Annotated in this window: 17 protein-coding genes; 10 read left to right on the forward strand and 7 right to left on the reverse strand. The window is 68.1% G+C overall.

Annotation, left to right across the window (positions count from 1 at the left end; translation table 11 throughout):
* Nucleotides 1–111: 111 nt before the first annotated feature.
* The 7 genes from N864_RS13040 to N864_RS13070 form a co-directional block, all read right to left on the reverse strand.
* Nucleotides 112–1,014 (reverse strand): Eco57I restriction-modification methylase domain-containing protein, encoded by a 903-nt coding sequence (locus N864_RS13040; RefSeq protein WP_240474317.1) that lies wholly within the window; start codon nucleotides 1,012–1,014, stop codon nucleotides 112–114.
* A gap of 41 nt (nucleotides 1,015–1,055) precedes the next feature.
* Nucleotides 1,056–1,700, reverse strand: a complete 645-nt coding sequence (locus N864_RS13045) for an N-6 DNA methylase (RefSeq protein ID WP_155892931.1) — start codon at nucleotides 1,698–1,700, stop codon at nucleotides 1,056–1,058.
* Nucleotides 1,701–1,702: 2 nt separating this feature from the next.
* Nucleotides 1,703–1,957, reverse strand: coding sequence for a helix-turn-helix domain-containing protein (locus N864_RS13050; RefSeq protein ID WP_034717430.1), 255 nt, complete (start codon nucleotides 1,955–1,957; stop codon nucleotides 1,703–1,705).
* A 135-nt stretch (nucleotides 1,958–2,092) separates the two neighbouring features.
* Nucleotides 2,093–3,229, reverse strand: coding sequence for an alpha/beta hydrolase (locus N864_RS13055; protein ID WP_034717431.1), 1,137 nt, complete (start codon nucleotides 3,227–3,229; stop codon nucleotides 2,093–2,095).
* Nucleotides 3,226–4,236, reverse strand: a complete 1,011-nt coding sequence (locus N864_RS13060) for an MAB_1171c family putative transporter (RefSeq protein ID WP_034717434.1) — start codon at nucleotides 4,234–4,236, stop codon at nucleotides 3,226–3,228. Before N864_RS13060 ends, N864_RS13055 begins: the two co-directional genes overlap by 4 nt.
* On the reverse strand, nucleotides 4,233–4,697 hold the full coding sequence (locus tag N864_RS13065) for a hypothetical protein (protein ID WP_034717436.1): 465 nt from the start codon (nucleotides 4,695–4,697) through the stop codon (nucleotides 4,233–4,235). Before N864_RS13065 ends, N864_RS13060 begins: the two co-directional genes overlap by 4 nt.
* A gap of 59 nt (nucleotides 4,698–4,756) precedes the next feature.
* Entirely contained in the window at nucleotides 4,757–5,188 is a 432-nt protein-coding gene (locus tag N864_RS13070; RefSeq protein ID WP_034717438.1) for a hypothetical protein, read from the reverse strand.
* 310 nt (nucleotides 5,189–5,498) lie between these two features.
* Between N864_RS13070 and N864_RS13075 the strand changes: the two genes are divergently transcribed.
* The 10 genes from N864_RS13075 to N864_RS13120 all read left to right on the forward strand — a co-directional run.
* Entirely contained in the window at nucleotides 5,499–6,578 is a 1,080-nt protein-coding gene (locus N864_RS13075; RefSeq protein ID WP_034717440.1) for an ImmA/IrrE family metallo-endopeptidase, read from the forward strand.
* Nucleotides 6,578–7,510: a bifunctional DNA primase/polymerase gene (locus tag N864_RS13080; RefSeq protein WP_034717459.1), complete on the forward strand. Its 933-nt coding sequence runs from the start codon at nucleotides 6,578–6,580 to the stop codon at nucleotides 7,508–7,510. Before N864_RS13075 ends, N864_RS13080 begins: the two co-directional genes overlap by 1 nt.
* 32 nt (nucleotides 7,511–7,542) lie before the next feature.
* Nucleotides 7,543–8,190 (forward strand): DUF2637 domain-containing protein, encoded by a 648-nt coding sequence (locus N864_RS13085; protein WP_034717442.1) that lies wholly within the window; start codon nucleotides 7,543–7,545, stop codon nucleotides 8,188–8,190.
* Nucleotides 8,187–8,591: a hypothetical protein gene (locus N864_RS13090; protein ID WP_034717444.1), complete on the forward strand. Its 405-nt coding sequence runs from the start codon at nucleotides 8,187–8,189 to the stop codon at nucleotides 8,589–8,591. Before N864_RS13085 ends, N864_RS13090 begins: the two co-directional genes overlap by 4 nt.
* Nucleotides 8,592–8,684: 93 nt before the next feature.
* A complete protein-coding gene (locus N864_RS13095; RefSeq protein WP_034717445.1) occupies nucleotides 8,685–9,572 on the forward strand; it encodes a hypothetical protein in 888 nt (295 codons plus the stop codon).
* Entirely contained in the window at nucleotides 9,569–10,570 is a 1,002-nt protein-coding gene (locus N864_RS13100) for a ParB N-terminal domain-containing protein (RefSeq protein ID WP_034717448.1), read from the forward strand. The genes N864_RS13095 and N864_RS13100 overlap by 4 nt, the downstream gene beginning before the upstream one ends.
* A 36-nt stretch (nucleotides 10,571–10,606) precedes the next feature.
* Complete coding sequence (locus tag N864_RS13105) at nucleotides 10,607–11,299, forward strand: hypothetical protein (RefSeq protein ID WP_034717461.1); 693 nt, start codon at nucleotides 10,607–10,609, stop codon at nucleotides 11,297–11,299.
* Between the two features lie 13 nt (nucleotides 11,300–11,312).
* Nucleotides 11,313–12,923, forward strand: coding sequence for a M23 family metallopeptidase (locus N864_RS13110; protein WP_034717450.1), 1,611 nt, complete (start codon nucleotides 11,313–11,315; stop codon nucleotides 12,921–12,923).
* A 6-nt stretch (nucleotides 12,924–12,929) separates the two neighbouring features.
* A complete protein-coding gene (locus tag N864_RS13115) occupies nucleotides 12,930–13,196 on the forward strand; it encodes a DUF6112 family protein (RefSeq protein ID WP_013601305.1) in 267 nt (88 codons plus the stop codon).
* 171 nt (nucleotides 13,197–13,367) lie between these two features.
* On the forward strand, nucleotides 13,368–13,646 hold a 279-nt coding region (locus N864_RS13120), incomplete at its 3' end, for a DUF6112 family protein (protein WP_420805215.1).

A 13,646-nucleotide genomic window follows, 5' to 3' on the forward strand; every position in this document is an offset into this window, starting at 1 on the left:
AGAGAGTTTCACCTACGAGATGCCCCTTGTGTGCGACGTGATTGAAGCGTGAAGAACTCCAATTCTGTTGCAACACAGGGGCATTCTCATGTTCCGACGCGCTGAATCACCTCACAGCACCCTGCCCATCGGTGGATCGAGGTTTAGTCCGACGCCTGGGAACACGTCCGAAGCGCTCAGGTAATCGTTGATTGCCCGCACGCGGCTGTCGGTCAGCATTGACTCCCTGAACTCATCGAGGCCTTTTCCTCCCGCAAACCAACGCGAGGGAACGATCATGGACAAGAAACGCGGGTCGAGTTTCTTGGCCTGCTCTACGAAGAGTTGATAGATCGGGGCGGCGCTGGTCCCATGACCGCCGTCGCTGAGCTGGTAGGGCGGGTTGCCGATGATGACGTCGAACTGCATGGTGTCTCCGAACAGCTCCGCGATGCGGGCTTTGATGTCGTCGGTGTGGATGAAGGCGTAGGCGTGAGTCTCAAGGTCGTCACCACGGGCGTAGTCATCCTCGCCTGCGCCGCAGTAGATGCACTTGCGGTTGGTATAGACGGCGACTTCCTCGCTGGTCAGTGGATCAGCACGGAACTCCCGCTTCCCGCCGCCCCAGGTGTGCTCCGTGCGCTCGAACCAGATGTTGCCGTCCTCGGTCGTGAATGACCTAGCGATCGAGTGCGGGCCGTTGGCGAACTTCGAGCAGTAGACGCTCCGGCGCGCGAGCAGCGCCGTGAGCTGGGTGATCCCGATGCCGAACACTTGGTGGGTGAGGACGTGATCGACGCGTTCGGTGAGGTCAGGGATCGTCAGGATCAGGCCGTCGGTGAGTCGGCGCACGATCTCGCGGAGGAACACACCAGACTTGGTGAACGGATCGAGGAACGTGACATCGGGGTTGGCCCAGATGTCGGCGCCGTCGTTGGCGTCTGCCCACGCGGCGGCAAGCGTGTCGAGCATCTGGTTCGCGAACTCCGGCGGGGTGAAGACCTCATCGTTGGAGAGGTTCGCGATGCACGTCAAGACATCCGGGTTGTGCCCTCGGAGAGTGAAAGGTGCAAGGGTCACGCGGCGGCCTCGGCGATCTGAATGACGGTCATCGTCGGGTAAGTCTGCGCGGGGACGAACAGGTCCTCGTCATCGAGCTCGCCGAATAGGGTTCCCTCGTACGAGGCGCGCTGAGTGAGGTCGTCGTAGCGAAAGTCGCGCCTCTGGAACTTGCCTTTGCCGAGGTAGCCCCACTCAGGAAAGGTGATCGGCTGGCCGCTTGGCACGGTCATGGTCAAGGCATCGCCCTGGACGATGTTCACGGCGAGAACCGCGCGGGCCGCTCGCGCCCACTGGTCATCGTTGCCGATACCCAAGAACGTGTTGAACACCTCGGCGAGATTGTGGCGGCACTCTTCGGCGTTGTCTGCGAGAAGTTCGATGCCGTACGTGCACATCAGCGCGAACAATGCGTAGTGGCGCTTCTCGAACTCGCTCTTGCCGTGCCGAAGCTCGACCGTGGCGAGCTTGCGAGCCAGGACGGAGATGAGGAAGTTGCCCGAGCCGCAGGCGGGTTCGAGCACGCGGGAGTCGATCCGCTCAGACTCGTGCTTAACAAGGTCGAGCATGTCCTCGATTATCCACGCCGGCGTGAACACCTCGCCGTGGTCCGCAACGCGTTGCTTGGACTTCACCAAGCGCTGGGCGTCTTTCAGGTTCATCTTCACCCCTCCCCGTGCTCGTCGTTGTCATGAGCGTAGGAGCGACCACCGACACCGGGATGGGCTACGGGGAGCTCTTGGTCACTGGCCGCCGCACCCGCACGCACCCAGTCGTCGATCTCGCTCGCTTGGAACTTCCAGAGGCGTCCGACCTTGTGGGCGGGCATGGCCTTCTCGGCGATCCAGGTGTAGACGGTGTCTTTGGTGACCCCGAGGTGGGCGGCGATGTCGTCTGCGGACAGCCACGGCTCAGCCACGTTGGTCCTTCCTCGCTCAATGGCCCAGGCAGGCCAACACCTACGATGATACCGGCTGAGGTACGGCTTGAGTTGGGTTTCTCCGGGCCTGGCCGAACGAGACGGGTTTCGAGAGTGGCCGCTGCGTTCTGCCGATCAGCGTGGGATGCGCACCTTGAGCCAGGCGGTCACTGTGTTCTGCCAGCGGTCCAGATCGCTGTTCCAGCAGAGGGTGTGGCCGGCATCGAAGGTCTCAAGCTCGACGAGGTCCGGGCAAGCGTTTCGGAGTGCTTGTGAGAGCCGGATCGGCACGGAGTCGTCTCGGGTGCCGTGGAGGATCAGGGTCGGCGTGTCGAGCTCTACGGCTCGGGATGTCCAGTCGAAGGTGGGAAGTGGGATGCGTCCCAGCAGGCCGACTGTGCGTGCCAGTGGGCCGAGGGTGAGCCACGGGATCGCGAGGTGCCCGGCTACTGAGGGCCATCCGCTGCGGGCGCAGTTGGACTTGATGACTTCGGTCCAGTTGAGGACTGGGGAGTCGAGTACGAGCGCGGCGATCAGTCCCTGATGTCGCGGGTGGTCGGCGAGTTGGAGAGCGACAGCGGCACCCATCGACCAGCCGAACAGGACAATCTGCTGCGCTCCGCGTCGGACGGCGTATCCGATGGCCTCGTCAACGTCGCTCGTCTCTGCGTAGCCGAAGGTCGTCCGGCCGGTGCCAACTCGCGGCCCTTCTGCTGTGTTGCGGTAGCTGACGACGAGGGAGGTGTAGCCGAGTTCGGTTGCGGCGAGGACGCCGCGGAGGGCGCCGGCGCGGGTGCTGCCGAGGCCGTGGATGTGGATGGCCCAGGTCGAAGGGTCGCCGTCGATGCGCCAGGCCGGGCATGGTCCTGCGGGGGTCGTGATGGTGATGTCGCGTGTGTGGAGTCCGGCGTCGGCTGGGGTGGCGTAGTAGATGCCGCTCCAGGAGGCGCAATCGCCGGTCTTCGGAGTGAAGCCCGATGTGGTGCCCGTGATCCTGCGAGCGACGCGGGTGGGTCCTCGATCGACGGTATCTGCGGAGAGCTGTGCCCAGCCGCCGTGCTCGAACCAGAGGTTGTAGATGCCTGGCGCGGTGGTCTGGTCGGTGCGGTCGAGCACGATCAGGTCGCCGTCGTCGGCGTGCTCGACGCCTCGAACGGTGAGGTCGAATATTCGTGGGCCGACGGGTGCGGTGAGCCGCCTTGCGATTGCCCACCCGAGCCCGCCGACTGCTGCTGCCGCGATCCCGCCGCCGAGGGCGATGCGGCCTATCACGACTCCCGCTCCTCGACGTAGGGAACGGGCGGGGTCGTCGCGAGGGCGCTGTCGCTTCCGACGAGGTGGCTCTCGGCGCGTTCGAGCAGGTCGCGGTCGTCGGTGCTGATGTCGAAGGTGATGCGGGGGTCGATCATCGCGTCGCGGATTTCCACGATCACTCGGTGGAGGTGCCCTTCGGGGTCTTCGCTACTGGCGGCGAGGGGGTCGGCCTGGCTCAGCCCGGGCCGTGCGCGCGTCGCCTGGTGCCAAAGCGACTCCAGCTGCGCTGTGAGGGCGACGGTCTGCCTCTGCCGGGCGTGGTGCTGAGCGCGACGGACGGCAGGCTGGATCGCGAACCCGGCACAGAGGAACACGAAGGTCAGGACGGAGAGCGGATCGTAGGCGGACTGGACAGTGTGCATGAGGTCGAGGTGGCCGGTGGCGTGGGCGATGTCCATGACGATCACGGCGAGGCAGAGCGCGACGCCGAACGCCGACCCCAGGCTCAACAGTGCCGCGGGGAGGTGCTGGATTCCGGTGCTGTGCCGGTACTGCCTTATGGCGAGGACGAGCATCGCCACGACAATGACGAGGCAGTAGGTGAAGTTGATGATCGAGTAGACCGCCGCCGCTGGCTGTGCGCCGAGGTCGATCATGAATCGTGTGGTAGTGGTGCCGCGGTCGATGAGCAGGAACGATGCGGTGATCGCGAGCAGCGCGACAAGCAGGACGGGGATGCTGACGGCGGCTCGGACGAGCCTGGGCGGGTACTCGCCGGTCTTCATGACGCCGCGGCCGAGGAAGAACAGCCCGGTCATCAGGAGCGCGTCCGCGATCAGGGTGGCGAGGTTGGTGCCACCGAGCAGTCGATCGACCGCGCTGTAGGCGGCATCCACGTTGAGCGTCATCGCGATGGCGATGGTGAGGGCGGCGTAGGTGATGCTTCGGTCGGTGCGTTTGCGTCGGAAGATGAGCAGGCTCGCCACAAGCGCCCACATGAGCGTTGCGACGAGCGTCTGGATCATCCAAATATCTCCGAGTATCTGGACTCTGCGAACACCGACCCTCGGATGCCGGCGGCGAGCCGGTCGGCGAGGGACTCGGCGGCGATCTCGGTTTCGCTGTCGAGGTCTTGCCGCCTGAGCAGGCGACCTCTGGTGTACGGCGGGATGTTGGGCAGCAGTGCCTCCCCGACTGCACAGTCGTCGCCTTCGCCGTGGCCAAGGATCACGTGGGCGAGCTCGTGAAGCACGAACTGCTGGCGATGCAGCGCGGAGTCGCTGCGGGCGTGAAGTACGACGTCTTCGGCATCGGTGGAGAGCCAGAGCGCGCAGAGGCCATCGTGGGTGTCGAGGCCGGCGAGTTCGACGACGCGGAGCCTACGGTGCCGCCGGTCTTGGACGGTGTGGAGGAGATCGTCAAGGGCGAAGGTGTTGCCGAGCTGAAGGCCCGCAACGGCCGCCGATACGGTCTGTTCGATGTTCACGGTTCGCCCCTTCTCTGTAGGGAGCAGGGACCGGTGGCGGCTCCGTCGCGCGGTACCGGTCAGTGCTCGGGCATGTGTGTCATTTCCTCGTCCAGGAACTTGGTGATGGCGTGGAGTGCTTTCGGCGAGATATCGCCGAGGGTGCGGGCAGCGTAGGACTTCACCTTCGCGGCACGCATGGACCGAACCAGGTCGAGCTGCGCAGAGACCTTCTCCGGAGTGGCCGCACCGTCCTCGCCGAGTAGGAATGCGGCGTCCACGTCGAAGAACGAGGCAAGGCCCTCGAACACGGCGGGGTCTTGGACGTAGCGGTGGCCGTTGACCATGTACGTCCAGCGCGACCGCGACAGGTTGGTGCCTCGTTCTTGGAGGTAGTCGGCGATCTGCGAGTAGGTCGGCTCGGTGCCGGACTCGGCGACGGCGACGTCCATCAGGAGCCGCAGACGCTTGGCGAGGTCTTCGGCCGCAGCCTGGCTCTCGTCTTCGGTCATGACGGTGACCCCCTTCCCTTCGCGACGGGCAAGGCATCGATGTAGTCCACCCGGAGGGTGGTTGTGCATGCTCAACCGTACTCGTTGAGCATGCACAAATCAAGGCTTGCGCATGCTCAACGGTCGGTGTTAGAACAGGACTCCGGGACATTTTGAGCATGCTCAATGCCGCGTCCCGGTCTCGGCTCGGGCTGCCTCAAGGAGGTGAACGATGTCCAGCTCACGGACTGGACGCGGGTGTTCGCGCCTACCTGCCAGGTGTACCGCCGCGCGCAGCAGCGTCGCGGCGCGCCGAAGAGGAGGCCGGAGCATGGCATCGAACGAGGACGCCCGCGCGGCAAGGGAAGCGAAGCTCGACGAGCTGCACGAGAAGCTGACCGGTGCGGTCGAGTCGCTGGTCTCAGGTGACGACTGGCGGCGGGCGCTGGCCTTCGCGGCACGGTTCCGGTCGCGGTCGTTCAACAACACGATGCTGATTTGGGTGCAGCACGAAGTCGCGTTCGAGGCAGGCCGGGTGCCGGAGCCCTTCCCCACTCTGGTTGCCGGGTATCGGCAGTGGCAGGGACTCGGGCGGCAGGTGATGAAGGGCCAGCCGGGCTACATGATCTTCGCGCCGGTGACGGGCAGGTTCGCCACCGCGACCCCTGCCGATGCGGGCTCGTGGCGGCGGCTCGGGCCGCGGGAGAAGCCGAAGGCCGGCGAGGTGGTGCGCTCGCGGATGGTCGGGGCGAGACCTGCCTACGTGTGGGATGCCTCGCAGACCGACGGCGAACCGCTGCCGGTGCCGCCCGCTCCGACGCTGCTGGAAGGCGAAGCACCGGCGGGGCTGTGGGAGGGGCTCGCCGGGCAGATTCGCGGCGCGGGGTTCGAGGTGCTGCGGGTGCCGCACGAGGGGACGATCTCCGGCGCGAACGGCATGACCGACTACGAGGCACGCACGGTCGCGGTGCGGGAGAACATGGACCCGGCCGCGCAGGTCAAGACCCTCGCGCACGAGCTGGCGCACGTTGTTATGCACGATCCCGACGACGAGGAGGCGCGGCAGCATCGCGGCATCCGCGAGGTCGAAGCCGAGTCCGTCGCGCTGATGATCGGTGCCGCGCACGGCATGGACACCGCCGGGTACACCATCCCATACGTCTCGACCTGGGCCGCCCGCGTGGACGGCCAAGAGCCCGCCCAGGTGGTGCAGGCCACCGGCGAGCGGGTGCGGAAGACCGCGCTGGCGATCCTCGACCAGCTCGACACGCACCAAGTCGGCGACGGCACGCCGCCCGGCCTCGAACGCGACACCCCCAGTCCGCGCACCTCCCGCACGCCTGCGCCTGCGGCGGAGGCGGATCGGCCGCGTGTTGCGTCGGTGCCGGAACTGGCAGGACGGGGGCTGTGATGCCCGAGCCATTCGATGTGCTTGCGGCGCTCATTCGCGTGGATCGTTCACCGAGCCTGGGGCTCGCGGCGCGGAGCCTCGCGGCGGCTGGCGTGCCCGTGTTTCCGTGCGTCGTCGAGGGGAAGCGTCCGCTGACCCGCCGTGGGTTCCTCGATGCGAGCAGCGACCCGGAACAGGTTGCCGCGTGGTGGTCGCGCACACCGAACGCGAACATCGGCATCCCGACCGGCGCTCCATCCGGCGTTGTCGTCGTCGATGTCGATGTCCACGGCCCCCACGACGGCCGCGCGGCGTTCCAGCGCGCCACCGACGCGGGGCTCGTCGATGGCGCGGGTCTGCTCGTGCGCACACCCACCGGAGGCGCGCACGTGTACTTCCCGGCGACCCCGGGCCGCGAGCAGCGGTCGTGGCAGGCAGCCACCGCGGGCGTCGACTTCCGGGGCGACGGCGGCTACATCATCGCTCCTCCCTCCCGGCGAATCATCGACGGCAGTGTGTGCCGCTACGAGGTCGCGGACATCGCCGCGCACTCGGTCGGTCATGTGGACGCGGCCCGTCTGCGGGACTTCCTCGACCCGCGCCCCGTCGCTCCACTACGCGCCAGCAGCGGCTCGATGGATGAGGATGCTGAGCGGTTGGCGACGTGGGTCGCTGGGCGGGGTGAGGGCGAGCGGAACCGAGGCCTGTTCTGGGCTGCCTGCCGCCTCGCAGAGAACGGCGTCTCGCCCGCCGAGGCGCTCGATGCGCTGGGTGCTGCGGCACAGTCGGCGGGTCTGGGTGATCGCGAGATCACCACGACCGTGCGCTCCGCCTACCGAGCCACCCAGCCCGCATCCGAAGTGACGCCCGGCGGCCGGAGCCAGAGCGCGGGTCGGTGGTTCGGTCGCTCGGCGAGCCCACCGTCCGCAGCCTTGGGGAGGGCTGGGCTGTGAGGCGTGAATCGGGAGGGCGGCGCTGGGCCGCGATGACGGCGGTCGCGGGGACGGTGTTCATCGCCGCCGGGGCGTTCTGGCTGTCGTTCACGTCGTTGGCCGATCTGGCTGCTCGCTCCGGGATCGGGGCTGGGCAGGCGTGGGCGTGGCCGCTGATCGTGGACGGCATCATCGTCGTCGCCACGGTCGCCGTCGTCGCGCTCGCCGGGCAGCGCTCGGCCTGGTATCCGTGGGCGCTGCTGGTAGGCGGCGCGCTCGTGTCGGTGACGGCGAACGCCATTCATGCTGTCGTCGCCGCGGACGCCGACGTGCCAAGGATGCTCGCGGCCTCGGTCGCCGCGGTGCCGCCCGTCGTGCTGCTGGCCATCACGCACCTGACCGTGATTCTCACCCGCACCACCGACCCCCATGCGGAACCCGCCACTGCCGACTCGTTCTCGACGAACACCGCGGATTCGATGCCGGCGCTGCCGTCCGGCGAGTCAGAACCAGGCCGTCGCGACGACGGTGTGGCGGATCGGCGGGCGCTGGGGTGGGAGCTGCGCGAGGCGGGCTGGTCGAACAAGCGGATCGCCCGCGAACTCGGGGTGCATCCCTCGACCGTGGGGCGCTGGTTCGCCGTCGCGCACCTCACTGACACCACTGACACCGCCGACGAGCGGGAGGAGACGATCCCATGAACACCACTGAGAACCCCCAGCGCAACGATCCCGCGAGGCCCGATCCCGCACGGCTGGTGCCCGAGGAGCCGCGGGAGCGCCCCGAGTCGGTCGAAGTGATGAGTACGCCGGAGGCGGTGCGGGCCGCGCCGGTCGCCCGCGACGACAAGCGGCACGCGCTCGTTCGTGGGCGAGGCGTGGAGTGGGTGCGCCCCACTGACTTGATCGCCCGGCACTCGGCGCACGCGGCCGGGCGGGGTCTCGACTTCCAGGCCGAGCTGGCACGCCGCACCCGCACCCCGCTCGGTGCAGGTGTTCGTCGTCTCGGGGATCGCGCCCGGCGGTTGCCGCCGATCTCGGCGTTCGGGTGCAGCACCGCACCTGCCTCGCAGGTGTCCCGCTCCGGGGTCTCGATGAGTTGACGGTGGTGACAGGTCATGGCTGCGACGGCATCGGCATGCAGGACGCGCTCGTGGGAGCGAGTGCGCACCTGCCTGCCAGGAGGTGCCGACACCATGACCACACCAACCCGCACCAGCACCGAGCAGACGGCCTTCGGGGCTGAGGACTTCACCACCGGCGAGGGCCTGCGCGCCCTGCTCAATCGTCTCGCCGCGGGCGGCGAGGATGCCTGGGTTCACGACCCGGTGGCTCGCGATCTGATGGAGTTCGCCGCCGACAAGTACCGCGCTCTCGCGAGGAAGCACAAGCTCGACACCTGGGAAGCGGTGACGGCGGCGTTCGACGCGATGCAGTACCGCTCGACCCGCGAGGCCAACGATCCGTGGGCGATCATCACCCACGCCGTGCGGATCACCTGCGTCTACGAGGAACGCGCCCAAGGCCTGCTCTGCTCGGTGCACCAGGCTCGTCGCGCGCACGTTTCGGCGTTCCACGATCCCGAACGGTTCTCCGAACGCGACACCGCGCTGGCCGACTATCATCCCGCGTTCCACACCACCGACCTGCGTCCCAGCGACCTCGAACCTGAGCCGCGCGACAGTCTCGGGTCGGCGCAGGCATGCATGTCCGCCGGATCGGCCGCCGAGGACGCCATCGCGATGCTGTGCCTGCTCGACTGGCCAACCGACACCGCACGGGCCGCCGTCGAGCACGTCTGCGGAGCGTTGATGAAGGCCGGCACCCGCCAGTCCGCCTACGAGACGCTGCGCCGCGATCGGCACGCGCGGGCACTGCTCGACCTGCCGCGTCGCTCCTGGGCCGCGCTGCTGAAGGCGCTGCTCGGGAACCCGCACCCGGCCTACGTGGCCACCAGCAGTGGCCGCGGCGTCCTGCTCCGGCTGCTGTTGGGCGAGACGCTCGACCTGCTGCTCCGCGACGACGATCTGATCCTCGCGCTCGCTCTGGCCGCTCCGAACGGTGGAGGCGGTGAGTCGTCGTGAGCGAGCCGCTGATCGGCAGCATCCAGCTCGACCGCACCGTCGAGTCGATCCTCGTCGGCGCCCGGCACCGCGCCGACCTCGGCGACATCGACGCCCTCGCGGCATCCATCGACCGCGACGGCCTGCTGCAACCGCTCACGATCACAATCGACGGCGTGCTCGTGTGCGGGGCACGACGCCTTGCCGCGATCAAGAAGCTGGGCTGGCGCACCGTCAACGTGTGGGTTCGCAGCGGTCTGTCCGACCGGCTCGGGCAGCTCCTTGCCGAGCAGGACGACAACATGCTCCACAAGCCCTACACACAGCTCGAAGCCGCCGGCCTCTACCGAGAACTCAAGCAGGTCATGGCCGAAGACGCCGCCCGCCGCAAGAGCGCGACCCAGTTCAGCAGCGAGAACCAGCCGGGGAACGACGGTGGTGCAAACTTTGCACCACCGTCGAACGGGCCACTCGGGAAGACCCGGGAGCAAGCGGCGGCGATGATTCCCGGCGGTGCGTCACACACGACACTGGAGAAGATCGGCTACCTCGAAGACATCGCCAACAACCCCGCTCAGCCCGAGACGTTGCGCGCCGAGGCCGCCGCCGGACTGGAAAGGATCGAGGCCGGTGACCCGGTGCATCCGATCTACCAAACGATCCGCGACGCCGATACCACCGCGCGGGAGCGGCGCGAGGCCGAGCTGCACGCCCGCGCCGAAGCAGCCGTGGCCCAGGCGAAGTCGATCAAGAAGGGCAAGCGCACCCCACCTCGGTCCCTTCCGGTCGTCACCGACGAAGGGCAGCCCGTCCGCTACCCGGTCCGGGCGTTCATCCAGACCTGGGGCGAGCTGACGAACTGGTGGACCCACTACGACACCGACACCCTCGCCGCCGAACTGACCGACGAGCAGTTCGAGAACTTCCTCGCCACCACCGACGGCACCGTCCGGTTCGCCGACGCACTCCGCGTCGCCCGCGAAGGCACGGCGGAGCCGCCACGCCTCCGCGCGCTCTGACCGCCGGCGTGGGTGCGGGGTGCGCACCTGCTCGGCATGAGCCCTGCATCCACTGACACCCGGAACCGCCGCCGACTCGTCACCCTCATCGCCGCCGGTATCGTCCTGCTGCTCCTCACGGGGGTCGGCGTCTACGGACTCCTGACTGGCCCACGCAACAGCACCAGCACCGATCCCGACCCGGAGCCCGGCCCGGTCACCACGGCACCGCCGACCGTGGAACCGAGCACGCCGCGACCGCCGGGGGTTCCTGCGGTTCCGCGCTCAGCCGATCCCGAGGCATTCGCTCGGGGCGTCGCGTCAACGCTGTTCGCCTGGGACACGGCTTCGGGGCTGTGGCCGCTGGACTACACCTCGGCGATCCTCACGGTCGGTGACCCCAGCGGAGACGAACAGGCCGGGCTGGCCTCCGACGTGGCCGCGTACCTGCCGACCCGCGACGCCTGGATCGAGCTGCGGCAGTATGCCACCCGCCAGCACCTCACCATCGACACCGCGTACGTCCCCGCCGCCTGGGCCGACGCGGTAGCGCAGGCCCAGCCGGGGCAGCTCGCGGCAGGGACGACGGCCGTAACGATCGAGGGCACCCGCCACCGTGCCGGAGTCTGGAACGGCCAACCGGTCACCAGCGAGCATCCGGTCGCGTTCACCGTGTTCGTCGTCTGCGCACCGACCTACCCGACCTGCCACCTGCTGCGGCTGTCTCAACTCGACAACCCGCTGCGCTGAAGAGGTTGGCGTCGTGTTCCGCAAAGCCGCCATCGCAGCCCTGGCGCTGCTGCTCTTCGCCCCCGCCGCCGCACTCCTCGGCATCGGGGTGCTGATGAACCCCGCTGCCGCCTACTGCGCCACCCCTGCCGGTACCGCGAACCTCGGCCCGATCCCGGACTCGCTCACCGTGACCACCACGAACGGCGAGACCTTCACCCTGAATCGTCAACAGCTCACGCACGCGGCAACGATCATCACCGTCGGCAACGGCATCACCGACGTGGGCCGCCCGGGAATCAAGATCGCGCTGATGGCCGCGCTCACCGAGTCCACACTGCGGATGCTCACCAACACCGGCGCATACCCTGAGTCGGCGAACTACCCGAACGACGGCAACGGCGGCGACCACGACTCCCTCGGCCTGTTCCAGATGCGCCCCCAATCAGGATGGGGCACCGTCGCAGAGTTGATGGACCCGCAGTACCAGGCCCGAGCGTTCTTCGGCGGGCCGACCGGACCGAACTACCCCTCGCCACGCGGCCTGCTCGACATCCCCGGCTGGCAACAGATGGACCCCGGCGAAGCCGCCCAAGCCGTCGAGGTCTCTGCCTACCCCGACCGATACCGCAACTACGCGCCCGTCGCCGACAGCATCCTCGCCGCCCTCACCAACGGCGGCAGCACTCCGGTTGGCATGGGTGGCCCGGCGGTCTCGTCGTCGCGGGTGGTATTCCCACTGCCCGAGGGCACCTGGGTGCTGTCCTCGCCGTTCGGGATGCGGGTGCACCCGATCACGGGCGAACGAAAGATACACACCGGCACCGACTTCGCCGCACCCGACGGCACGCCGATCCTCGCCGCCGCGGACGGCACCGTCACCATCGCCGAGTTCTCCGGCGGGTACGGCGGCCTCATCGTCATCGAGCACACCATCGCCGGCAAGACCGTCGCGACCGCTTACGCACACATGTGGCAAAGCGGCATCCACGTCCGTCCCGGCGATCGGGTGAGCGCCGGGCAGCACATCGGCGATGTCGGCTCCTCGGGCATGAGCACCGGCGCACATCTGCACTTCGAGGTCCGGCCCGGCGGCACGAACGGTGAGGCAATCGACGCCGCCGCCTGGCTCAACGAGCACGGTGCCGCGAACCTGCCGACGGCGACCAGCGGATCACCCGCTGCCTGCAACAACGCCACTGCGGGGACGCCGGTCGGTGTCGATGGAGACCCCGACCGGCTCGTCGACGATCCCACCAGCTCGGGCAAGATCACCGCCCGCCTGCTCCACCTCTACCAGCAGACCCTCGCCACGTTCCCCGACACCGGCTGGGGCTGCTACTCACCGCGCCCCGGCACCAAGTCCGAGCATCCCCTCGGCAGGGCGTGCGACATCACCTTCGGCAACCGCATCGGCCAGCGACCCACCCCAGAACAGCTCGACGCCGGCTGGAAGGTCACCAACTGGATGAAGGACAACGCCGACGTGCTCGGCGTCGAGTACCTGATCTGGCAAGGCCAAATCTGGTCCCTCGCCCGCGACGCCGACGGCTGGCGACCGTACAACGGCGGAGGCATGCACGACCCCGCCTCCATCACCGGAGGCCACTACGACCACCTCCACGTCACAGTCAAGGTGGGGTGATCGGCGATGGGTGTCTTCCCCGACTTCGACGGGCTCGGCGGTATCGGAGACCTCCGCGCCGTGGTCGGCGCGCTCCTGACGTTCGTCCTGATCGTCGCCGTCCTCATGCTGATCGTCTCGGCGATCGTCTGGGCCATCGCAACGGCCCACGGCAACTACGCCACCGCCAGCAAGGGACGAATCGGAGTCCTCGTCGCCGTCGGTGCCGCCGTCCTCGCCGGAGGCGGCGTCGCCTGGATGAACTGGCTCCTCAACCTCGGCCAACAGCTCTGACACCGAACACCTCTGAGCCCGTTGATGCCCACGTCCTCACCGGCGTGGGCATTGCTATTCCGTCGCCGAGGGGTCACGGGTGCACCTGTGGCGTGTACCCCGTCTGCGAGTTCGTGGGCGGGCCGCCCGTCGCCAAGGAGTCCTACCGTGTTCGATCTGCTCGCCAACGTCATGTCCACGCCGCCGCTGCTCGTGCCGATGGACATCAACATCGACCCCAACACCAACGGACTGCCGGGGATCAACCAGCTGCGCACCATCGTCGGCGCGGTGATGACCATCGGCCTCATCCTGTCCGTGCTGGCGTTGATCGTGTCCGCGATCGTGTGGGGCTTCGGCGCGAACTCCTCCAACCCGCACCTCGCCTCGCGCGGGAAGATCGGCGTCCTCGTCTCCTGCGGCGCAGCGGTGATCTGCGGGGCGAGCGTGACGCTCATCAACTTCTTCTGG

This window comes from Intrasporangium chromatireducens Q5-1, assembly GCF_000576575.1.
In the GTDB taxonomy this organism is placed as follows: Bacteria; Actinomycetota; Actinomycetes; order Actinomycetales; family Dermatophilaceae; genus Intrasporangium_A; species Intrasporangium_A chromatireducens.